This window comes from Aedoeadaptatus ivorii (genome assembly GCF_900638585.1).
Classification (GTDB): Bacteria; Bacillota; Clostridia; order Tissierellales; family Peptoniphilaceae; genus Aedoeadaptatus; species Aedoeadaptatus ivorii.
Genome location: NZ_LR134523.1, coordinates 17,326 through 38,782 on the forward strand (window position 1 = coordinate 17,326; position 21,457 = coordinate 38,782).

The 21,457-nt window shown below is 53.8% G+C and carries 22 protein-coding genes and 1 tRNA gene; 22 read left to right on the forward strand and 1 reads right to left on the reverse strand.

The window, feature by feature from the left end; all coding sequences use genetic code 11:
- Position 1: 1 nt before the first annotated feature.
- The 16 genes from EL294_RS00105 (at position 2) to EL294_RS00180 (ending at position 16,280) form a co-directional block, all read left to right on the forward strand.
- Positions 2 to 385, forward strand: a complete 384-nt coding sequence (locus EL294_RS00105) for a PaaI family thioesterase (RefSeq protein ID WP_164715146.1) — start codon at positions 2 to 4, stop codon at positions 383 to 385.
- 9 nt (positions 386 to 394) lie between these two features.
- Positions 395 to 820, forward strand: coding sequence for a PaaI family thioesterase (locus EL294_RS00110; protein ID WP_126464511.1), 426 nt, complete (start codon positions 395 to 397; stop codon positions 818 to 820).
- Positions 810 to 1,712 (forward strand): DMT family transporter, encoded by a 903-nt coding sequence (locus EL294_RS00115; protein ID WP_126464512.1) that lies wholly within the window; start codon positions 810 to 812, stop codon positions 1,710 to 1,712. Before EL294_RS00110 ends, EL294_RS00115 begins: the two co-directional genes overlap by 11 nt.
- Positions 1,713 to 1,968: 256 nt before the next feature.
- Positions 1,969 to 2,709, forward strand: a complete 741-nt coding sequence (locus EL294_RS00120; protein WP_126464513.1) for a hypothetical protein — start codon at positions 1,969 to 1,971, stop codon at positions 2,707 to 2,709.
- The gene (locus EL294_RS00125; protein WP_126464514.1) at positions 2,709 to 3,356 is read left to right on the forward strand and encodes a DNA alkylation repair protein; all 648 of its coding nucleotides are present in this window, start codon (positions 2,709 to 2,711) and stop codon (positions 3,354 to 3,356) included. The genes EL294_RS00120 and EL294_RS00125 overlap by 1 nt, the downstream gene beginning before the upstream one ends.
- A gap of 55 nt (positions 3,357 to 3,411) precedes the next feature.
- A complete protein-coding gene (locus EL294_RS00130; protein WP_164715147.1) occupies positions 3,412 to 4,521 on the forward strand; it encodes a cysteine desulfurase family protein in 1,110 nt (369 codons plus the stop codon).
- Complete coding sequence (gene mnmA, locus EL294_RS00135) at positions 4,518 to 5,591, forward strand: tRNA 2-thiouridine(34) synthase MnmA (RefSeq protein WP_126464516.1); 1,074 nt, start codon at positions 4,518 to 4,520, stop codon at positions 5,589 to 5,591. The genes EL294_RS00130 and mnmA overlap by 4 nt, the downstream gene beginning before the upstream one ends.
- 13 nt (positions 5,592 to 5,604) lie before the next feature.
- A complete protein-coding gene (locus EL294_RS00140; protein WP_164715148.1) occupies positions 5,605 to 6,069 on the forward strand; it encodes a MaoC/PaaZ C-terminal domain-containing protein in 465 nt (154 codons plus the stop codon).
- Between the two features lie 198 nt (positions 6,070 to 6,267).
- Positions 6,268 to 7,599, forward strand: a complete 1,332-nt coding sequence (brnQ, locus tag EL294_RS00145; protein ID WP_126464518.1) for a branched-chain amino acid transport system II carrier protein — start codon at positions 6,268 to 6,270, stop codon at positions 7,597 to 7,599.
- A 299-nt stretch (positions 7,600 to 7,898) separates the two neighbouring features.
- Positions 7,899 to 9,224 carry a branched-chain amino acid transport system II carrier protein gene (gene brnQ, locus EL294_RS00150; protein ID WP_126464519.1) on the forward strand — a complete coding sequence of 442 codons (1,326 nt, stop codon included), beginning with the start codon at positions 7,899 to 7,901 and terminating at the stop codon, positions 9,222 to 9,224.
- Between the two features lie 133 nt (positions 9,225 to 9,357).
- Positions 9,358 to 10,236, forward strand: a complete 879-nt coding sequence (gene rfbA, locus EL294_RS00155) for a glucose-1-phosphate thymidylyltransferase RfbA (protein WP_126464520.1) — start codon at positions 9,358 to 9,360, stop codon at positions 10,234 to 10,236.
- A gap of 134 nt (positions 10,237 to 10,370) precedes the next feature.
- Positions 10,371 to 11,789, forward strand: coding sequence for a Na+/H+ antiporter NhaC (nhaC, locus tag EL294_RS00160; RefSeq protein ID WP_126464521.1), 1,419 nt, complete (start codon positions 10,371 to 10,373; stop codon positions 11,787 to 11,789).
- 6 nt (positions 11,790 to 11,795) lie between these two features.
- Complete coding sequence (locus EL294_RS00165; RefSeq protein ID WP_126464522.1) at positions 11,796 to 12,344, forward strand: glycoside hydrolase family 73 protein; 549 nt, start codon at positions 11,796 to 11,798, stop codon at positions 12,342 to 12,344.
- Between the two features lie 157 nt (positions 12,345 to 12,501).
- A complete protein-coding gene (locus EL294_RS00170; protein WP_126464523.1) occupies positions 12,502 to 14,628 on the forward strand; it encodes an adenosylcobalamin-dependent ribonucleoside-diphosphate reductase in 2,127 nt (708 codons plus the stop codon).
- A gap of 339 nt (positions 14,629 to 14,967) precedes the next feature.
- Entirely contained in the window at positions 14,968 to 16,110 is a 1,143-nt protein-coding gene (locus EL294_RS08075) for a peptidoglycan DD-metalloendopeptidase family protein (protein ID WP_197721092.1), read from the forward strand.
- Between the two features lie 81 nt (positions 16,111 to 16,191).
- Positions 16,192 to 16,280: transfer RNA gene (locus EL294_RS00180), tRNA-Ser, on the forward strand.
- Between the two features lie 574 nt (positions 16,281 to 16,854).
- On the opposite strand, the gene EL294_RS00185 is transcribed toward EL294_RS00180, so the two are convergent.
- Positions 16,855 to 18,051: a carboxylate--amine ligase gene (locus tag EL294_RS00185; RefSeq protein ID WP_126464525.1), complete on the reverse strand. Its 1,197-nt coding sequence runs from the start codon at positions 18,049 to 18,051 to the stop codon at positions 16,855 to 16,857.
- Positions 18,052 to 18,235: 184 nt separating this feature from the next.
- Here EL294_RS00185 and tpx point away from each other — a divergent pair, with 184 nt between their 5' ends.
- From tpx to EL294_RS00215, 6 genes are all read left to right on the forward strand, one after another.
- Complete coding sequence (gene tpx / locus EL294_RS00190; protein ID WP_126464526.1) at positions 18,236 to 18,745, forward strand: thiol peroxidase; 510 nt, start codon at positions 18,236 to 18,238, stop codon at positions 18,743 to 18,745.
- A 2-nt stretch (positions 18,746 to 18,747) separates the two neighbouring features.
- The gene (gene rlmH, locus EL294_RS00195) at positions 18,748 to 19,227 is read left to right on the forward strand and encodes a 23S rRNA (pseudouridine(1915)-N(3))-methyltransferase RlmH (protein ID WP_126464527.1); all 480 of its coding nucleotides are present in this window, start codon (positions 18,748 to 18,750) and stop codon (positions 19,225 to 19,227) included.
- A gap of 16 nt (positions 19,228 to 19,243) precedes the next feature.
- A complete protein-coding gene (locus EL294_RS00200) occupies positions 19,244 to 19,426 on the forward strand; it encodes a CDIF630_02480 family spore surface protein (protein ID WP_126464528.1) in 183 nt (60 codons plus the stop codon).
- Between the two features lie 75 nt (positions 19,427 to 19,501).
- On the forward strand, positions 19,502 to 20,068 hold the full coding sequence (locus tag EL294_RS00205; protein WP_126464529.1) for a hypothetical protein: 567 nt from the start codon (positions 19,502 to 19,504) through the stop codon (positions 20,066 to 20,068).
- Positions 20,069 to 20,072: 4 nt separating this feature from the next.
- The gene (locus tag EL294_RS00210; protein ID WP_126464530.1) at positions 20,073 to 20,864 is read left to right on the forward strand and encodes a nitroreductase family protein; all 792 of its coding nucleotides are present in this window, start codon (positions 20,073 to 20,075) and stop codon (positions 20,862 to 20,864) included.
- Complete coding sequence (locus EL294_RS00215) at positions 20,839 to 21,252, forward strand: hypothetical protein (protein ID WP_126464531.1); 414 nt, start codon at positions 20,839 to 20,841, stop codon at positions 21,250 to 21,252. The genes EL294_RS00210 and EL294_RS00215 overlap by 26 nt, the downstream gene beginning before the upstream one ends.
- The last annotated feature ends 205 nt before the right edge of the window (positions 21,253 to 21,457 follow it).

Below are 21,457 nucleotides of genomic sequence, written 5' to 3' on the forward strand. Positions count from 1 at the left end.
CGTGAGAACCGAAACATTTCAATCCGTAAAGGATATTTTTGTAAACTATATTTCCCAATTCCCCATAGAGATCCTGGAGTATTCTGAAGAGAGGGTATACGCGCGTTGGACGGTGGAGGAAAAGGACTTTAATGCCCTGGGGATCGCCCATGGCGGCGCCATCCTTTCGGTGGCTGATACCCTGGCGGGGGCGTTGGGATTTTCCCGCAATCATCTGGTGACCAAAGACCTGCACTTTTACTACCATCGTCCCGTCGAAAAAAAAGATACCTATTTCCGCTGCCGATATGCCAAGGCGGGCCGTCGGTCGTCGTTGATCGAGGTAGAGGTATTACAGGATGAAAAGCTCTGCGCCAAGGGATTTTTTACCATGGTGGAACTATAAGGAGGAACTATGACGTCGAAATTCCGTAGAATCGAAGATTCCGTAGACCACCGCTTATTGGACCAATCGAAGATCGAGTTTTTGGAGACCGCAGACGATCACTTGCGGGCCCGCTGGATTGTTTGGCCCGAGGCGCTCAACACCATCGGCATCTGCCACGGTATGATTCCCTTCGGCATGGCCGATACCATTGCGGCGGTGCTTTCCAATCGCGAAGAGATCAAAGTCACCAAAGACGGCACCTGTTTTTATCACCGCACTATGTACGAGGGACCGGTGGACGCCTATGCCTTTTACCAAAAAAAAGGGAAGGTCAATTCGGTGGTCGAGGTCGTCTTTTCCCAAGACGGCAAGCGCTGCTTTCAGGCGGTATTTACCATGGCGGGGGTAAGAGACGGTCTGCGGGCGGAATTGGAGGGAAAGGATGACGCGTAATCGCGCCCACGGGCTCTTGCTTTTGACGTCACTGATCTGGGGCTTTGCGTTTGTCCTCCAGGTTTCAGGGATGGACCACATTCACCCCTTTGCGCTGAATGTGCACAGAAATTTTATTGCGGGGACCTTTTTGCTCGGGCTGCTTTTTTTTGTGCCCGCCTTTCGTAGGCCCGGTGCGGATAAAAAGCGCACCATCCTCGGCGGCATCGCCTGTGGGCTCTTCCTCGCCGTCGCCATGGCGCTGCAGCAATACGGGTTGATGTCCACCACCGCCGGCAAAGGCGGCTTTATCACCGCCCTATATATCGTACTGGTGCCCGTCGGGGGCATTGTGCTGAAAAAGACCGTCACCAAAAAGACCTGGATCGCCGTGGCGCTCGCCGCATTGGGGCTGTATTTTATCAGCGTCAAAAACGCAGGCGCCTTTTCTATGGAAGCGGGAGATTTTCTCGTATTTCTCTCGGCGATTTGCTTTGCCGCGCATATCCTCTTGATCGACTTTTTGGCGCCTGTGATCGACGGCGTGCTGATGAGCTGCATCCAATTTTTTGTGGCGGGGATCGGCTCCTTTCTGCTTTTGTGCCTAAGCGGCGGCTCCCTCTACGGCGACTTTGGGGCGGCGCTTCCCGCCATACTGTACCTAGGCTTTCTTTCGAGCGGCGTGGGATTTACCTTGCAGATCGTCGCCCAAAAGTATACCGAACCCACCACCGCGAGCCTGATTCTGAGTCTGGAATCCCTCTTTGCCCTTTTGGGCGGCGTGCTCTTTCTCTCCGAGCGCATGAGCGCGCGGGAAACTTTGGGCTCGATACTGCTTTTTATCGCCATTGTATTGGCGCAGATGCCGACGGACGGGTTTCGAAGAAAAGGCGCCAAAAAATCCCGCTTTTGAGCCGATATTTTTCTCTCTCTTTCGGTTTTGTGTAGGGAATCCAAAAAATGGGGTATATGCATACAAAGCGTTTGCGATGTAAAAAAGGGGGTTTCCCATGCAGTGTCGATATTGCGGCAATGAATCCCCCGCCGGAGACAAATTTTGTGCATCCTGCGGCACGCCCCTCGTATACCCTTTGGGAAACACAAACGAGGCGGCAAAAGCGGATGGGCAAGGCGCATCCGACGGGATCAGTCAAGAAAAGAGGGAGAGTATGGCAAAGAACGATATGGATCGCAACCAAGAAAAAACGAAACAGGCACAAGACGTATACGGACAGGAAACGCTACGGGAAGGGGAACACGGACCGATGAAGGCGGACTCGAACACGGAACCCGCCGTGGGCAAATTCTCCGCCAACAAGGCAGAAAGCGACGCGCCGGTGGACGAAGTGTACGCCGGAAAAGTAAAACCCACGGGAGCGGAGGACGGGTACGAAAACGCCGGCCTTCGGGAAGGGGAACACGGTCCGATGAAGGCGGATTCGAACACGGAACCCGCCGTGGGCAAATTCTCTGCGAAGGGCAAGGCAGAAAGCGACGCGGCGGTGGACGAAGTGTACGCCGGAAAGGTAAAACCCACGGGCGCGGAAGACGGGTACGAAAACGCCGGCCTTCGGGAAGGGGAACACGGTCCCATGAAGGCGGATTCGAACACCCAGCCCTTGGGCGATAAAAAGCTCGCCCAAGACAATGCCCGCACCGTGAACCGGAATCGTGCACCGGAAAAGGACACCGAGAGCGATACCGACGAAATTCGCCGCGAGCTGGACAAAGAGCGCGCCGAAGAGGCGAGAGAAGAGGCGGTCAAAGAGCGCAAGGAACGCATGGATTCCGTCGACACCGACGAAATCATGCGGGAAAAGGAACGCGAAAAGTCCTCCATGAACCCGATTCTTTTGGTCGTCCTCGTCGCCATCGTCGCCTTTATCGTCTATAAGTTCTTCGTAAAATAATGGATCTGCAAGAACGCCTTCTCGATGCCGCCACAGAAACCCACAAGCGGTTTATGGAAAACTTGCTTCCCGACATTCCGTCGGATACAATCTTAGGGGTCAAGACCGGAACTTTGCGAGAGATGGCCAAGGGGCTGCCGCGCACTTTTTTGGACGAGCTGCCCCATCGCTACTATGAGGAGAATCTGCTCCACAGCTTTATGATCAACGATCTGCCGGCGAAGGAGTTGATTTTTCGCATCGAGGCGTTTTTTCCGTATGTGGACAATTGGGCGGTCACCGACAGTATCTCGCCCAAGGCGATCTCGCGCCATCCCCGCTCCTATCTGCCCGTATTTCGGGATTGGGCGCGGGAAGCGCGTCCGTTTCCGGCCCGGGTGGGGATCGTCCTCGCCCTGCGCCATTTGGGCACCGATCCGGACTATCTGATCGACGAGATGGCAAAGATTCACCACGAAAACTATTATGTGCAGATGGCATTGGGATGGTTTTTCGCCGAGGCGCTCCTCTATCGAAAGGAGCGAGTCTTCGCCCTATTGGCGGCGGAGGATTTTTCGAGCGCTGTTCGCAAAAAGACGATACAAAAAGCGCGGGAGAGCTGGCGGATACCGGACGAAGTCAAAGAAGCTCTGTTACCATACAGATAATCGCAACGGCTCCCTTCGGGGAGCTGTTTTATTGAAGGAGAGGCGAAATAAAGCTATGATATATGCGGATTATGCGGCGACGGCACCCCTTCGAAAAGAGGTACTCGAGGCGATGCTCCCCTATCTGCGCGCGCATTGGGGCAATCCTTCGAGCATCCACGCGCCGGGACGAGCGGCAAAAAATGCCGCGGAGACCGCGCGCCTGGCGGTGGCGGAACTCTTCGGCGTCTCTATGGGCGAGGTGTTCTTTACCGGAAGCGGAACGGAAGCGGACAATATCGCGATCTTCAGCGCCTTTTCTGCCAAAACGGCATCCCCCGGCCATATGATCACCACCGCCATCGAGCACGAAGCGGTGCTGGAGTGTGCCCGCACCCTCGAAAAATCTGGCGTAGAGGTGAGCTATCTCGCGCCCGATGCCCATGGCGTAGTATCCGCCGAGCAGGTGAAGGACGCCCTGCGCGAAGACACGTTTTTGGTGAGCGTTATGGCGGTCAACAACGAACTCGGCACCGTGCAGCCCGTGCGCGAAATCTATGAATCCATCGGCGGTCGCGTGCCTCTGCACGTGGATGCGGTGCAGGCCGCCGGTCATATGCCCATAGAGAGCTACGCTTTTGCGGATCTGTTTTCGATCTCCGCCCATAAATTTTCCGGGCCCAAGGGCGTGGGGGCGCTGATTTCGCGTATGCCCCTTACGCCCCGCACCTTCGGCGGCGGACAGGAGCGGGGAATCCGCAGCGGTACCGAAAACGTGGCGGGGATTATCGGCCTAAAGACGGCCCTCGCCCTCGCCGAGGCGGAACGGGAAGAAAGCACAGAAAAAGTGCGCGCCCTTTCCGCGTATTTGCGCAAAGCGTTCGCCGATCGAAAGGGACTTACGCTCACCGTCCCCGACGCCGATCCCCGGATCGTACACCTCTTGGTCGAGGGGATCGACCGCGACGTGCTGCTCTTTCAGCTCGATCGGCGGGGTTTGTACGCTTCGGCGGGCAGCGCCTGCCAGGCTGGGGCCTCTACCGAGGGGCATGTGATGGCGGCGATGGGGATCTCGACAAAGGACAAGGCGCCCCTGCGCCTGTCGCTGGATGCGCGAAACACGATGGAAGAAATGGAAGAGATCGTTGAAATTATCGATGCGGTCTTAGACGGGAGGAAAGAATGAGCCGGGTATTGGTCGCCATGAGCGGCGGCGTGGACAGTTCCGTCTGCGCCTACCTCTTGCAAAAAGCCGGACACGAATGTATCGGCGTAACCATGAAATTGTACGAAAACGAGACCGTAAAGAGAAACAGCCATACCTGCTGTTCCTTAGACGACATCGACGACGCCCGCATGGTGGCGGCAAAACTAGGGATGGACTATTTCGTCTACGATTTTTCGGCGCGCTTTCAAGAAGAGGTCATCGAAAAATTCATTCGCTATTACGAAAAGGGCTGGACGCCCAATCCCTGTATCGACTGCAATCGGTTCTTAAAATTCGAAGACCTGTATGCGCGGGCGAAGGCGCTGGACTGCGACTATATCGCCACTGGCCACTATGCAGTGATCTTTCGGGACGAAGAGACCGGAAGATATGGACTCAAAAAGGGGAAAACGCCCGAAAAGGACCAATCCTACGTCCTCTACAGCCTGAGCCAGGAACAACTGGCGCATACGCTGTTTCCCTTGGGGGAAATGGACAAAAAAGAAGTGCGCGCCATCGCGGAATCGGCGGGCTTGGTCAACGCCAAAAAACACGATAGCCAGGACATCTGCTTCGTGCCCGACGGCGACTATAAGGGCTTTTTGGAGGACTTCGGAAAGAAGAGCTACCCGGCGGGAGACATCGTCGATCAAAAGGGAAATGTGCTGGGCAAACACGACGGCGCGGTGGGCTACACCATCGGCCAACGAAAGGGCCTCGGCGTGGCGGCGGGCCATCCCCTCTACGTCCTCGACAAGGATATGGAAAAGAATCAAATCGTCGTCGGTCCCAAAGAAGCGCTGATGAAGCGCGAACTCGACGCCGAAGACTTCCATTGGCTCAGCGCGGCGCCTGCCGAAACCATGGAGGTGACGGCGCGGACGCGCTATCACGGCAAGGAGACCGCCGCGACCCTGATCAACCGAAAAGACGGCAAGGTCACCATTCGTTTTCACGAGCCCCACGGCGCCATCGCCGACGGACAGGCGGTAGTATGTTACGACAACGATGTGGTCGTCGGCGGCGGCACCATCGTGTCCTCGAGATAAAAGGCGGTGTAGTATGTTTTTAGAAGACTATCAAAAAGAAATGCGCTTTCAGCTGGCGCCCGTTCGCTTAAGCGAAGAAGAGATTATCGCATATGCGAAAGTACACGACCCGCGGCCGATCCACATCGATCCCGAGGCGGCAAAAAAGAGTCGCTTCGGCGGGATTATCGCCTCGGGCTTTCACACCTTAAACCTCTGCTGGGGGCAGTGGGTGCACACCAAGCTCGACGAAGAGGGCGTCGTCGCCGGCATCGGCATGAACTATCTTCGCTGGCACAAGCCCGTCTATCCCGATATGGACCTCTATACGACCCTCGAAGTGAGAGACATCGAAGAAAAACGGGGCGGCGAGTACGGCGTGGTGCATATGGACGTCTATGTGCAGGACGAGGACGGAGAAATGGTCATGGAACACGACGCCTTGGTGCTCGTGGTCTCTCGAAAAGCGGGTGCTAAAGAGGGCAAAAACACACAATAGAATTCAATATACAATATTAACAAAGAGGTTGGAAAACGGTTGATTCAATTATTTCGGTTAATTTACGGGAAACAAGAAATATATCGGGAAAACCAAATCATTTTTAATCGAAACCTCAGAATTTCTTCATTTTCTAGAGTTCACGTTCAATATTCTGTATAATAAACGAAGAAACGAATAGAATTGAGGAGTGAACTTATGAATAACAACAAGACAAAAGACGTCCTCGTCGTGGGCCTCGCCCTGTTCGCCATCTTTTTCGGAGCCGGAAATCTGATTTTCCCTCCCTATTTGGGATTCCACGCCGGAGACCAATGGTTCTCCGTCATGCTCGGCTTCCTCTTGGCGGATCCCGTAATTCCCGTCATCACTTTGGTCGTTACCATCTTCGCCGGCGGCAAGGCGGTCGACTTGGGACGCAGAGTCAACTATCCCTTTGCGGTCGTACTCGCGGCGGCTGCCATGATCAGCGTCGGACCCGCTTTCGCGATTCCGAGAACCGCTGCCACCACGCACGAAGTCGGCGTACTGCAATTTTTCCCCGGCACCCCGATTTGGGTCACCTCGCTGATATTTTTCGGCATCACCTTGGCCCTGTCGATTAAGGAAACCGGCGTTATCGATATTATCGGTAAGTATATTACCCCTGCACTCTTAGTATTTTTAGGCCTGATTATCGTAAAGGCCATCATCACCCCCATCGGGCCGATCCTTCCGGCAGAAGGCACCGGCTACTTTACCGAAGGGGTAAAGGAAGGCTATCAGACCATGGACGCCATGGTGTCCTTGCTCTGTACCGCCATCGTAACCGGCGACTTGCTCCGAAAGGGCTACGGAAGCGCCTCTCCGAAGGAAAAGAAGAGCATCATCGTACAGGTCTCCGCGATCTCTATGATTCTCCTCTTCCTCGTCTACGGCGGCTTGACCTTTGTCGGCGCCCAAGCGGGCAGCCACTTCCCCAAAGACGCCACCCGGGTACAACTGCTCGTCGGTTCGGTCGAACTCTTATTCGGCAGCTGGGGCAAACTCGCTCTGGGGGTTGCGGTCAGCTTGGCCTGTCTTACCACCTCCGTCGGACTCACCTCGGCGGCGGGAAATTTCTTCAACTCCGTTTCGAACAATAAGTGGAAATACGAATACGTCGTTATTGCCAGTGTCATCGTGAGCTTCACATTCTCCCTCGTGGGGGTAGAAGGCATCATCAGTCTGGCGGGTCCGGTACTCGACATCGTCTATCCCGCGATCATCGCCATGTCCTTTATCATGATCTTCGACAAAAAGCTGCACTACGACGCCTCTATTATCGGCATGGCCGTAGGCACCATCCTCGCGGCGGGCATTACCACCATCTACAATGCCTCCGGCGCGCTGGAAGGTTTGGCGAACTTCGTCAACTCTATGCCCCTCGCCGAATTCGGCTTTGCATGGCTCTTGCCGGGCCTTGTGGGTACGCTGATCGGCACCCTGCTGGGGAAATATGCCGGCATCGGCAAGACCAGAGACCAACACGATATTCGTTCCGCCTTTTAGGCGACGACGTCAAAAGCACCTTCGGGTGCTTTTTTTGTACCCGCCATCGAAAAATTTGCGAAATACGCGGCGATTCTTTTCTCAGAAAGGGATTCCCGGGGGAATCTTATTTTCAATCGTTTTCCTATACATAAAATTATTCTTTTTTACGGTAAAGCGTAGTAATTCTTTCTGTATACTAAATAGAATATAGATTCTTTTCGTGATTTGAAAAATTTACTCGAAAATCCCGAAAGGATTATGTATAATGTAAGACAAAAGGCGGGGCAACCTTTAAATTTTTCAAAGGAGATGATTGTATGAACAAAAAAACGCAAGATATTCTTGTAAGCGGTCTCGCACTGTTTGCGATTTTCTTCGGCGCCGGAAACTTGATATTTCCGCCATATCTGGGCGTCACCGCTGGAACCGGCTGGTTCGGTACCATGCTCGGCTTCCTCTTGGCAGACCCCGTTATTCCCATTGTAACCGTTTTCGTCACGGCTTTTGCCGGCGGCACCGCGGTCGACCTGGGAAAACGTGTGAGCCCCGGATTCGGTAAACTCTTATCTTTAGTCGCTATTATCTGTATCGGTCCCGCTTTTGCCATTCCCAGAACGGCAGCCACCACACACGAAGTCGGTATCCAACCCTTCTTCGAAAATATGCCGATTTGGGTGACCTCCCTCGTCTTCTTTATCGTTGTATTTGCCCTGACGATCAAAGAATCCGGCGTAGTGGATATTATCGGTAAGTACATAACTCCCGCACTGTTGGTTTTCTTGGTTTTGATTATTGCAAAGGCCATTATCGCTCCTGTTGGAGAAATCGTTCCCGTAGAAACCGACGGCGGATTTTTCGTCCGCGGATTCTATGAAGGCTATCAAACCCTAGACGCCCTGGCGGCACCGCTATTTACGGCGATCGTTGTGGCGGACTTGGTCCGAAAAGGCTATGGAGAAGTGAGCGAAAGCGAAAAGCGCAGCGTCATTTTAAAAGTCGGCGTCGTCTGCTTCGTCTCCCTCGCCATCGTCTACGGCGGCTTGACCTATCTCGGCGCACAAGGCAGTGCCCTATATGATGCCGATACCTCTCGCGTGGAAATCCTCGTGGGTCTGGTCAGAATGCTCTTCGGCGGATTCGGTCAATTTGCCTTGGCACTGGCGGTATCGCTGGCATGCCTTACCACGGCGGTGGGTTTGACCTCTGCAGCCGGTAACTTCTTTGCCGACATTACAAAGGGCAAGCTCAAATACGAAGTGACCGTCGTCATCGTAACCTTGATCAGCTTCTTCCTTTCCCTGGTCGGCGTCGATGCGATCATCGCATTGGCGGGCCCGGTACTCACCATCGTCTATCCGGTGATTATCGCTCTGGTATTCTACATGTTGTTTGAAAAACACATCAAATACGACATGGCCTTTATCGTGATGGTCGCAGGCGTACTCGTCCTCGCCATTATCGAAACCATCGGCGCGAACATCGGTATGCAGGGACTCGTCGATCAAATCAAGGGATTGCCCTTGGGACAATTCGGCTTTACCTGGTTTATCCCGTCGCTGATCTGTTTTGCCATCGGCTACGGCCTCGGCAAGGCGGGCATCGGCAAGACGAGAGAAGATCACGTCAACAAGTCCGCATTCTAAGCATAGAAAACAAAAAGCCCGCTTCGGCGGGTTTTTTATTGCGAGAAAGCGGCGGTAGAACTTATGGTATGATAGAAAACATACGGCGGGCATTTGTTTCCGCCACAATTATAGAAAAAGGAGACAATTTGAGATGAAGGGAATTATTCTGGCGGCGGGGAAGGGGACGCGTATGTATCCCATGACCCTGCCCGTTCCGAAGCCGCTCTTGCCCGTATACGACAAGCCCATGATTTACTACCCCCTGTCCACTTTGATGGCGGCGGGGATTCGGGAGGTCCTTATCATTACGCCCGCCAAGATGAAGGATCACTTTCGGCAATTGTTCGGCGACGGATCGCGACTGGGCATGAAGATCCTCTATAAGGAACAAAAGGTGCAGCGCGGCATTGCGGATGCGCTCATCGTCGGAAAATCGTTTATCAAGGACGATCCGGTGACATTGATTCTGGGCGACAATATCTTCCACGGCGGTAATGTGGTCGAACAGCTGCGCTCGGTGGTCAAGGAGGAGGAGGGCGCCTTCGTCTTCGGGTATCCGGTCGAAGACCCCCGCGCCTTCGGGGTCTTGGGATTCGACGAAGACGGAAAGATCTCTTCGATCGAAGAAAAGCCCGAGCATCCAAAGAGCAATTATATCGTCCCCGGCCTCTATCACTACGACAAAGAGGTGGTAAAAATCGCGAAGACCGTCGAGCCTTCCAAGCGGGGAGAGCTGGAGATCACCAGCGTCAACCAGATCTATTTGGAGCGCAATACCCTGAACGTCAGAAAACTCGACCCCAAGACCCTGTGGATGGACGCCGGAAATTCCCGCTCTCTATTGGAGGCGGCCAATCGAATCGAAAATACGCAGCGAGAAGCGGGTCTAATCGGCTCGATCGAACTCTGTGCCTACGAAAACGGATGGATCGACGGCACGCAATTGCGCTGGATCGCCCAGGACCTCTGTAAGACCGAATACGGAAAGTATCTGCTCTCGGTCTTGGAGCAAAAGGCGGACAGATCTTAGACCTTTCTTAACGGGAAGCGCGGGCGCATCACTGCTTTTCGATAGGATTTTCGCGATTTTTATATTATAATGTTAACTTAACATATCCGCGTTTGTAGCAGAATAAAGCAGTAATAGAACCCGAGGAGGTTTTTATGGAAACGAACCGCACACCGCGAAAGGCGAAGCTCTGGGAGGCGCTCACCGTCTTCGGCGGTCTTGTGATCATTATGTGTATCAGCATCTTGGTCTTCGAGATCGACCCCCATATCCCCATGTTTATCGGCGTCATTTTTTCTGCCGTTATGGCGCTGTTGATCGGCTATCGCTGGTCGGATATCGAGCGGGCCATGGTGCGGGGGATTTCTCAGGCGCTGCCCTCGGTAATGATCTTGATCACCATCGGGATTTTGGTCGGCGTGTGGATCGCCACCGGCGTGGTGCCGTCGATGATCTACTACGGCCTGAATATTTTAAAGCCCTCGATCTTTCTCGTGACGACGGTCCTGATCTGCTCGATCACCTCCCTCGCCACGGGGAGCAGCTGGGGTACGGTGGGGACGATGGGAATTGCGCTGATGGGAATCGCGCAGGGTATGCATATTCCCGCTCCGGTGACCGCCGGCGCCATCCTCTCCGGCGCGTATTTCGGCGACAAAATGAGCCCGCTGTCGGATACCACCAATCTCGCCCCCGCCATGGCCGGCACCGATGTCTTTACCCACGTCAAGGCCATGATGAAACCCACCATCATCACTTACATCCTTACGCTCATCGTATTCGCCGTGCTGACGACCAAGTACAGCACGGGCGGGGCGGACACATCGGGCATTACGGCGCTGCAATCCGGACTGGAAGAGGCCTTTCACATCAGCCCGATCTTGCTCCTGCCGCCGGTGGTGGTGATCGTCTCCATCGCCTTTAAGATGCCCGCCCTGCCGGGAATCGTATTGGGGATCATCGTGGCTTCGGTGATCGGGCCGATTTTACAACCCACGGTAGACTTCGGCGACATATTGGGCAGCGGCATGAGCGGCTATGTGTCCAATACCGGGATCGAAGCCCTGGACGATTTGCTCACCACCGGCGGGCTCTCGAATATGATGTATTCGGTCTCTTTGACCTTGATCGCCATGATGTTCGGCGGCATTGCCGAAAGCACCGGGCAGATGGAGGTCATCGTCAATTCCTTTGTGCGGGGCATTCGATCCGTCACCGGTTTGGTGGTGGCGACACTGTTGACCTGCCTGTTTTCCAACGCCACCATGCCCGAACAATACATTTCGCTGGTGGTCCCCGGCCGCATGTTCGCGCCGGAGTACAAGCGCAGGGGCCTGCACCCCAAACTCCTCTCGTCCTCCCTCGAGGCCTCCGGTACCGTCACCAGTGCCTTGGTGCCCTGGAACACTTGCGGCGCCTATATGAAGAGCGTGCTCTTGGTGAGCCCCCTAGCGTATTTGCCCTTTGCGGTCTTTAACTATCTGATGCCCATCGTCACCATTATCCTCACCGCTATCGGACAAAACATCTTTTATATCAAAGACGATCCCGGCACGGTCGTCGATGTGGAGTGATGGCCCTTGAAAACAAGAAAGCGGTATTTGGCGGCGGGCATCCTCTTTGCCCTCGTCCTCTTGTATTGGATGCGGCCGCGCTACAATCCCGAGCCGGCGGGTGCGCTGTCTCGGGAAGAATATATCGAGACCTTTGCGCCGCTTGCTGTCGAGGTATCCGAGCGCTACGGCCTCATCCCCTCGGTCGTCCTCGCCCAATCGGCGTTGGAGTCGAACTTCGGGGAAAGCGAATTGAGCCGAAACTACAATAACTACTTCGGGATTAAGGGCAAGGGCGATGCGGCGATCGTGCTCCCCACCGAAGAGATCGAAGGGGGAAAGAGCCGGCGCGTATCGGACGGATTTCGTACCTATGACTCCGCCCGCGAGAGCTTCTTCGATTACGGAAAACTGATCGCAGACGCCGATCGATACCGCCTCGTGCGCGAAGCCGAAACCAAAGAGGCCTATGCCGAGGCGCTGTATCCTGCGGGCTACAGCACCAACCCCCGCTACGGCGAGCGGCTGCTTTTTCTCATCGAAACCTATAATCTGGATCGATATGATCCGCAATAAGGCGAATTCCTTCGCCTTATTTTTTTGTGCGCCTTGAAATTTCGTCGTCGATACGGTAGTATAAGCACTGAACACTATATCTAGTGTGTAAACAGAAAGTTAACCACAATATGTTGATAAAATTGTGGATAAGTACGATTGTGACTAGGGGGAAAACATGGAAGTTCGCAAGAGAAACGGCCGAATCGTCGGCTACGATGCGGAAAAAATCGTCGTGGCCGTAGAAAAAGCCATGGCGGAAACGGAAAAGGGAATCGACAGTGCGATCTCCCGGGCGGTGGCACAGGATGTCAGCGACAGATTTCAAGGGGAAGAAATCATCGACATCGAATCCATCCAAGACGCCGTCGAATTTTCGCTGATGCAGAAGGATCCGGAGACGGCGAAGAAATACATCCTGTACCGCGAAGAGCGGACGCGGCTCAGAGAACACGGCTGGGCCATGACGGATCTGCAGCGAGACATTTACGAAAAGAAGTACCGCTACGATTCCGAAACCTTTGAAGAATTCCTCGATCGGGTAAGCGGGGGCAACTCCGCCATCAAAAAGGCGATCGCCAACAAGGAATTTATGCCCGCAGGCCGCATTTTGGCGGGACGCGGCCTCGATGCCTACGGCAAAAAGATCACCTTGTCCAACTGCTACGTAATGCCCCAGGTGGAGGACAATATCGAATCCATCTACGATACCGCCAAGTGGATGGCGCGTACCTACAGCTATGGGGGCGGCGTGGGCCTGACCTTAAACAAATTGCGTCCCAAAGGCGCGCGGGTCAATAACGCCGCCTCCTCTACCACCGGTGCGGTGAGCTTTATGGACCTTTACTCCCTCACCACCGGCCTGATCGGAATGCGGGGCCGCCGCGGGGCGCTGATGCTCAATATGGATGCCTCGCACCCGGACATCGTGGAATTTATCAATGTCAAGCGAGACCTGGACAAGGTCACCAGCGCCAATATTTCCGTCAACTTCGGCGACGACTTCTTCGAAGCCTACAAGGCGGATCGTCCTTTTTCGCTCCACTTCGAGGTGGAAGCCACCGGAGAGGTGATCGACAAAGAGGTCAGTGCGCGCGAAATTATGCGCAACATCGCCTTTAACAACTGGGACATGGCCGAACCCGGCGTCCTGTTCAAGGACCGCATCAATGCGTGGCACATTATGAGCGAAGACGAGAGCTTTTCCTATGCCGGGGTCAATCCCTGCGCGGAAGAGCCGCTGCCGGCCTTCGGCTCCTGCAATCTTTCGAGCATCAATCTGGGGCAATTCGTCAAATACCCCTTCAGCAAATTTGCGCGCTTTGAATTCGAAGCCTTCGGCAAATTGGTGCGCGAAGGCGTCGTCTACCTGAACGAAGTCCTCGACGAAAACATGCAGCTTCACCCGTTGGAAGACCAAAAGCGCCTGTCGAGAGAGCTTCGCCAGATCGGCCTGGGCATTATGGGCTTGGCGGATATGTTTATTAAAATGGGCATCCGCTACGGCTCGCCGGAATCGTTGAGCCTGATCAACCAAATCGGTCGGGTATTGGTCAACGAGGCGCTGCGGCAGTCCGCCCTTTTGGCCAAAGAGGACGGCCCCTTCCCCCGCTACCGGGGCGAAAAGGTGCTGCAGGCGGAATTTATCCGCGCCAATGCCGACGACGACGTACTGGCGCTGATCGAAGAGTACGGGCTCAGAAATTCGCAGCTCTTGACCATCGCGCCCACCGGCTCCATCTCGACTTTGATCGGGTGCAGCAACGGCGTCGAGCCCATCTTCCAAATCTCGTATGTGCGAAAATCCGAATCCCTCCACGCAGAGGACACCTTCTATACGGTCTATACCGAAATCGTGCGCGATCTGATGGAAGCCAAGGGCCTCTCTCAGGAGGACGAGCTGCCGGATTACGTCATTACCACGTCCAATCTGAACTACAAAGACCGGATCAATGTGCAGTCCACCTGGCAACAATTTATCGACGCGTCCATCTCCTCTACCGTCAACGTGCCCAAAGAATTTACCGTCGAAGAGGTAGAAGACCTCTACGTCTACGCCTGGGAAATGGGCCTTAAGGGCGTTACCATCTATCGGGACGGCTGTGCCCGCAGCGGCATTCTGATCACCGAGGAAAAGAAAGACGGCAAAGACCGCATACAAGAGCTGCAGGACGAGCTCAATCGGGAAGTCGCCAAACAGATGAGCGAAAACCCCGACGTCTGCCCCATGTGCGGCGGCAGCATGCACCACAGCGGCGGCTGCGCGGAGTGCGCCGACTGCGGTTACAGTCCCTGCGCCATTTAACGCGCGCCATACACTCCATTCGCAGAAAAAAGAAGGCTTCGGCCTTCTTTTTTTATGCGCAAATATATCTACCACACGAAACGCGATCCTCTCGTTTTTTTTGTATATGTAAAGAGAAGATAAAGAGGACGGGCGGAACTTTACGAACATTTTGCATACGTATGTCATTCAACTGTAATCATTCTGACCCGATTTCGCCATAGACAGCGGTGAAATCTCTGTTATAATAGATCTCGCGCGTCGAAAGAGTTACAAAAAAGTAACGAAGCGCATTTTATTTTTTCAGGAATTAATTTTCACAGAATGATATTAGAAAGTTGGATGAAGATGAGATATGAAATGAAACGAGCATATGTCACGGCGGGATTGGCCGTAGCCCTGGCATTCGGCGGGTTACATAGCACCGCCCTCGCCGCATCGGCACAGGATATCGCCGCACGTCCCGCGACGGAAAACGCGACCGAAGCAAAAAAGGCATCGGAAGTCACCGTATACGTCGGCGACAATCCGACCTTCCGCATGCAGAGTCAAAAAGATTACGAAGCCTTAATTCAAAAATTACAAAAGAGCTTCCAAACCGAAGGATCCGAGATCGTAAACTTCCGACTGGAACCTGCCCTCTCGGTCAAAGATAGCGGCGCCGAAGAAGGCGATGTAAAGACCGTCGACGAAGCCTTTGTGCTTCTGACCCAAGGCGGCCGCGAAGAGGCATTGTATGTCGCCGAAGAGACCGAATCCTTGGAATCCATCGCAAAGCGCTTTAAAATGACCCTAGACGAGATCAAGGCCTTGAACGAAAACTGGGAAGACCCCGTTACCAAGGGCACCAAACTCGTCGTCCTGCAACCGGCGCCCATGATCAAGGCGGAAATCGAAGAGATCGCCACCACCGTGACCGACATTCCCTTCGCCACCGTGACCAAGGAAGACCCGGAACGCTTTGAAAACCAAAAAACCGTCGAACAAGCCGGCGTAAATGGCAAAATGGAAAGCCGCGTGCTGACCACCAAAGTCGACGGCCGCATCGTCTCTTCCGTCACCGAAGACAGCCGCATGAGCGCTGAACCCGTTGCGGAAGTCGTCCTCGTGGGCACCAAAAAGGGCGCACAGACCAACAGCTTTATTCACCCCGCCGTGGGTCGCCTCACCTCTCCTTACGGACCGCGTTGGGGACGCTTCCACTACGGCATCGATGTCGCCAACTGCGTCGGGACCGACATCATCGCCTCCGACGGCGGCGTCATTACCCGCGCCGGACGTGCCGGTACCTATGGCAACCTCGTCGAAATCGACCACCAAAACGGATACAAGACCCGCTACGCGCACTTGAGCCGCGTCGACGTCAAGGTGGGCGATATGGTAGGACAGGGACAATCCGTCGGAAAGATGGGTAGCACCGGACGCTCTACCGGACCCCACCTGCACTTTGAAATCATCGAAAACGGCAAAAATATCAACCCGGCCATCCACGTTCAATACTAAAAATACGGGCGCATTGTAAATCGCACTTTAAAAACAAGTGATTTTCTTGTATAATAGAAGTGTTCCGGCTTTGCGCCATACGGAGCGGTATCGAAGTGGTCATAACGGGGCTGACTCGAAATCAGTTTGCCTTCACGGGCACGTGGGTTCGAATCCCACCCGCTCCGCCAAAGTAAAACCGGCTTCATTGCGACAGTATTGCAATGGAGCCGGTTTTTTCATGCTTATAGTTTTATGTTTTTGCTATATGGAGTGAAATCTCGCTTGAAATCCTGCTTAGATCCGTGGTTATTGTCTTTGTTTTCCGTACAATATCTTTAAGGTATTATTGTGCAGCGATACTGTCAACCTTCATGGAGTATCCGAGGACCTCTCCGACATCCGTAACTTCGCCCTTAACAACAACGGTTTGACCTTTCTCTATTTCAGCCACGACATCTCGTTGTTCATCTTTAACAATATAATACGGTAAGCAAGACTTAAATTAAAGAGAAATTGATATAATTTATAGAATAATTGAGAATAATTCACGGGAAAATAATATATTCATAAATCTATAGGAAAAAGTTGATCCACTGTCTATACCGTGCTTGTTTTCAAGTTGCGGATAGCTTGCTTTTCCGCTTAAATATTCATACACAATTTTACGCTTCAATTCATAACTGTATTTTGCTATAAAAAGACCCCAAAAGTTGGTTTTCTAGGTCCAACTTTTGGAGGTCAGTGCACGTGCATCGTTTTTTCTTATTTTTTTCGAGCGAGTCGCGCCGGAATTTTTTTCAGCGCCTTTCCCACCAGGTGGCCGAAGTAGTGAAAACCCGGTCCCATATCGTCCCACGCCCAGGTGGAGTTGACTTTGCGGAATCGGTAATCGGAGATGATTTTTGCGGGGCTCATTTGGCCGCTCTTCAAGTACCCGCGTACGGCAGAGATGTCCTCGTGTTTGTATTTCCAATGGCAGTTGGTGTCGTGGCGGATAAATTTTTTAGGAATTTCGCCGCCGGTCACGTCCATATAGTGCATATAGGGGGTCTCGAATCCGAGGTGGCAGAGCATTTCGGTAAAGTTAATAAAGCGCACATTGATTTCGATCAGATAGACTTTTTGGCTGAATTCGTCGCGCTTGAGCTCCACTTCGGCAAACCCGCGAAAGTCGACGCCCTGAAAGAGGGGATCGACGAGGGGGATCAGTTCGGGGATCCACTTTTGCTTGGCGTAGGTACTGGCCCCGAAGTTGTTGGGCCATTGGCGAATTTTTTCGGTGGTGAGATAGCCCATCAATTCGGTGTTGGGGCCGTAATAGACGTCGGCGCTGTAACAATTGCTCTCCGGGCCCGGGATGATGCGCTGTATAAAGCAGGAAGAGAGGTCGTCGATGCGGCCGATCTTGTCTTTGAGCATGGCCTCGTCTTCGAGGAAGAACGCCTTTTCCCGAAACATCCGTACGAATTCGGCGGAGTTTTTGGGCTTTAAGATACAGGGGTAGCCGATCTCTTTTGCCACCCGTTCTACGAGATTGTCTTCGTTACAGAGTATTTTTTCCGGAGTGGGGATGCCGTAGCGATCGGTGTATTCGACGAGGATATCTTTGTCCATCAGGCGGGAGAGGAGCCCCGCTTCTTCGGTGGCGAAGAGATAATGTTTTTTTAAGACCTCGAAGTTGCGGTCCAAAAACTCCACATAGGGGTCGCTGGAGAGGAAGAGAACGGGCTTTACGTCGAGACTCTCGGCGTATTCTACCATGGTCTCGATCAGCTTTTCTTCTTCCTTTTCGTAGTGGGGCACCAACAGGGCTTCGTCGGCGTACCGGCTGATCCCGTAGGGAGAGGGTTCGTAGTCCATGGTCGTTACGGGGATGCCGTGGCGTCCGAGATTGCGGACGATGGCCAGGCCGATATAGTAGTTTGTGCCCATAACGACGGCTCTGTGCTTATATTCCATATTGCCTCCTTGTATTTCTCTTACATATTATAGTACAAGCGCCGCGTTTCGGCGACCGCGAAGGGGCGTTTGCGCGAATCGGCCTTCGAAATTTTTGTGAGATTTGTGCCCCGCGTGTTTAATTCTTCCCTTTTCGGATATAGTTCATACATAAGCATACCAATTAGACTGAGGAGGTAAGACAATGTCTAGAGAAAACATTACATTTGGCGGAGATCCGATTACCATCGCCGGTGAAGAGATCAAGGTCGGCGATACGGCCCCTGATTTCGTGGCTTTGAATAACGACTTGACTCCCTTCGATTCGAAGGAATTGAACGGCACGGTTCGTATCTATTCCGTCGTTCCTTCTATCGACACCGGCGTATGTGCGCTGCAGACGGAAAACTTTAACGAAATGGCGACCAAACTCGGCGACAATGTGCACGTGATCACCATTTCCAATGACCTTCCCTTTGCACAGGAACGCTTCGGCGCTGCAGAGGGGATCGACCGGGCAAAGCTGGTGAGCGACCACAGAGATCTGGACTTCGGTAAGAAATACGGATTTTTGATCGACGGCCTGCGCCTATTGACCCGCGGCATCGTGATCGTCGGCGCTGACGACAAGGTAAAGTATGTAGAATATGTGCAAGAAGTCACCAACCATCCGGATTATGACAAAGCACTGGAAGAAGTGAAGAAGCTTATCTGATCGTGAAGGTTCGCATCGTAGCTTTGGGCAAGCTGAAGGAACCGTCTTTGCGGACGCTGTGCGGCGAGTACGAAAAACGCCTCGGCGCCTATATGGATCTGGAGGTCGTTGCCCTAAAAGACGAGCGGGCGCCGGAAAAACTCTCGGATCTCGAGCGGACGCGCGTTTTGGAACGAGAAGGCGCGCGTATTCTCGAGAAGATCCGGCCACAGGATACGGTGATCGTCCTCGCCATAGAGGGCAGGCAATACGATTCCGTGGCATTTTCCGAAACATTCTATGATATGATGGATATATGCTGGGGAGATATGGTTTTTGTCATCGGCTCCAGTATGGGGCTGAGTCGTGCGGTAAAAGAGCGGGGCGATCTGCTCCTCTCCTTTTCGAAAATGACGATGCCCCATACCCTGATTCGCGCCGTGCTCCTCGAGCAAATTTACCGAGCGAGTAGGATTCGAAGCGGTCATGTGTATCACAAATAGGCAATAGGAGGCAACAATGTCTGAACAAAAAGCAAAAGAAGCAAAATCCAGAAGAGAACAAGAAAACCAAAACCCGGACGCACCGGCTTCCGACGTGTACGGTAACCTCGAAGGCAAAGACCCCGAGACCGGCGTAGAAAAGCCGACGGAAGACGCCGTAGAAAAGTCTCGTGAATGGGTGAACGAAAACGCAAAATAAAGGCAAACTACAGGGGGTGTCGCCTTGGCGGCACCCTTTTTCTTGCTACATAAAGAACGGCCGGAGGAGTGTACGATGGAAGACGAGAGACGGGAATGGTATCTGAAAAGTTCGCGCCTGCCCGACGAGAACGGCAGGCTGGAGACCGAATCGGATTATAGCGAGCGGATGGCGCCCGGGGACGTGCTGTGGCTGATCGATCGCACGGCGCGGGCGTATCGGGTGCAGGCGGTGTATCCCGGCGGCTTGATTTTGCATGATATGGGTATAGAAGAAGATACGAGCCGGTTTCCCGATACCGACGCGATCTTCGGGGCGGCGGATGTCGATCCGGGGGCGGGGCTTGCGCTGCGCCTGCCCGCCACCCGGCCGTCTTACGAGCTGGTGCCGCTCTTTCCCCGAAAGCCCATCGCCGTCGAGGTAGAACACCGGGAGACTTCGGGTCCCGGAGAAATGATTATCGAGCTCTACGACAAAAAAGACCCCCGGCCCCTCAGGCGTTCGGGGGACGACGAGTTGGACCGCTTAATGGCGGATTCCTTCGAGACTTTGCTGCGCCTGCAGCTTAAAAATCTGGAGGCGAGCGCGGAAATCGGAGAAATGTGGATCAAATACCTAAAATATAAGAGAGGGAAGGGATAAGTCCATGCGCTATGAGGAACTGTTACGAGAGCAACTGGAGCACCGTACCATACGGGAGTTTAAGGACGAGCCGGTAGATCCCGCGCTTTTGGAAGTGCTCAAAGACATTATGAACCGCACCGCCACGGCGACGGGCATGCAGGCCTATTCCGTGATCCGGATCACCGACGAAAAGACCAAAGAAGCCATCGCCGAAGTGGGCGCACAGGAATACATCGCCCGGGCGCCGGAGCTGTGGATCTTTGTCGTCGACGTGTATAGAAACAGCCGCATCGCCCGGGAACAGGGCTACGAACTCGAGGCCGAAGCCGACGCGGACCGGTTCTTTCAGGGCTTTACCGACGCGGCATTGGCGGCGCAGAATGTCACCAATGCCGTAGAGCGCGCGGGACTCGGCGCGGTGTTTTTGGGTTCCATCCTAAACGATGCGCGAAAGATTATCGAGATTTTGGATCTGCCCCGCCTCACCTTCCCGGTGGTGGGTCTGGGTTTCGGGGTGCCGAACCAAGAGCCGCAGCTGAAGCCGCGTATGCCCTTGGAATTTAAGTTCTTTACCGATCGCTACCGGGAATACGACAACTATATGGACGTACTCGCCGATTACGACGAGGAAATGAAGACCTATTACGATTTGCGCGATGCCAACCGCCGCGTAGATTCCTTTACCGATCAGGTGGTTACGCGCCTCGAGAAGGCGACCCGAAAGCGCGCCGAGCTTGCCGTGATCGCAGAGGAACAGGGTTTTCATTTGGTGACGGGGGAGAGAGACGATGCTGGATCTGAAACAGGGAAATAAAGAAATCGGCGTTGAGGTCTTGGAATACGAATATCCGCCGGGCTGGGGCGCGGGGATGCCCTATCAGACGGACTATTTGATTTGCCGCATTACCTGGGACGACGGCGCGGCGGGCGGCACCGAAGAAGAGAGCTTTTTCCGATTCGGCGAGCTGGAGGCGATCGCGGAGGCGTGTAGCGCCATTTTGGAAGGGGACAGCTTCGGATTTGAGGCGGCGATCGAACACCCTCGGGTCTTCTTTTCCGTCGAGATCGAAGACGGATTTCTCTTTCCCGCCCTCTCCCTGGAACGCCCGGGCGTGACGGTGCGAAAAAAGCAGACGCCCGACGAGTTTCGCGCCATGACCGAAGCGATTTACGACACGCTTCGGAGCGTGGCGAGAATGTAGCAAAATGCAGTAAGAAAGATCGGCGAATCGGTTGACGGGACAGGGTTTTCATGGCATAATGTATGCAATCGATGGGAATGATGCCTGCTTACTCCTAGCCTTTTGTTGTTTCTTACTTACTGTTGCTTACCAAATATCGGAAAGGCACTCCATCGATTCGACTTTTGAAGTCGCAAAAGGGGCGACCACGCGGTCGCCCTTTTTG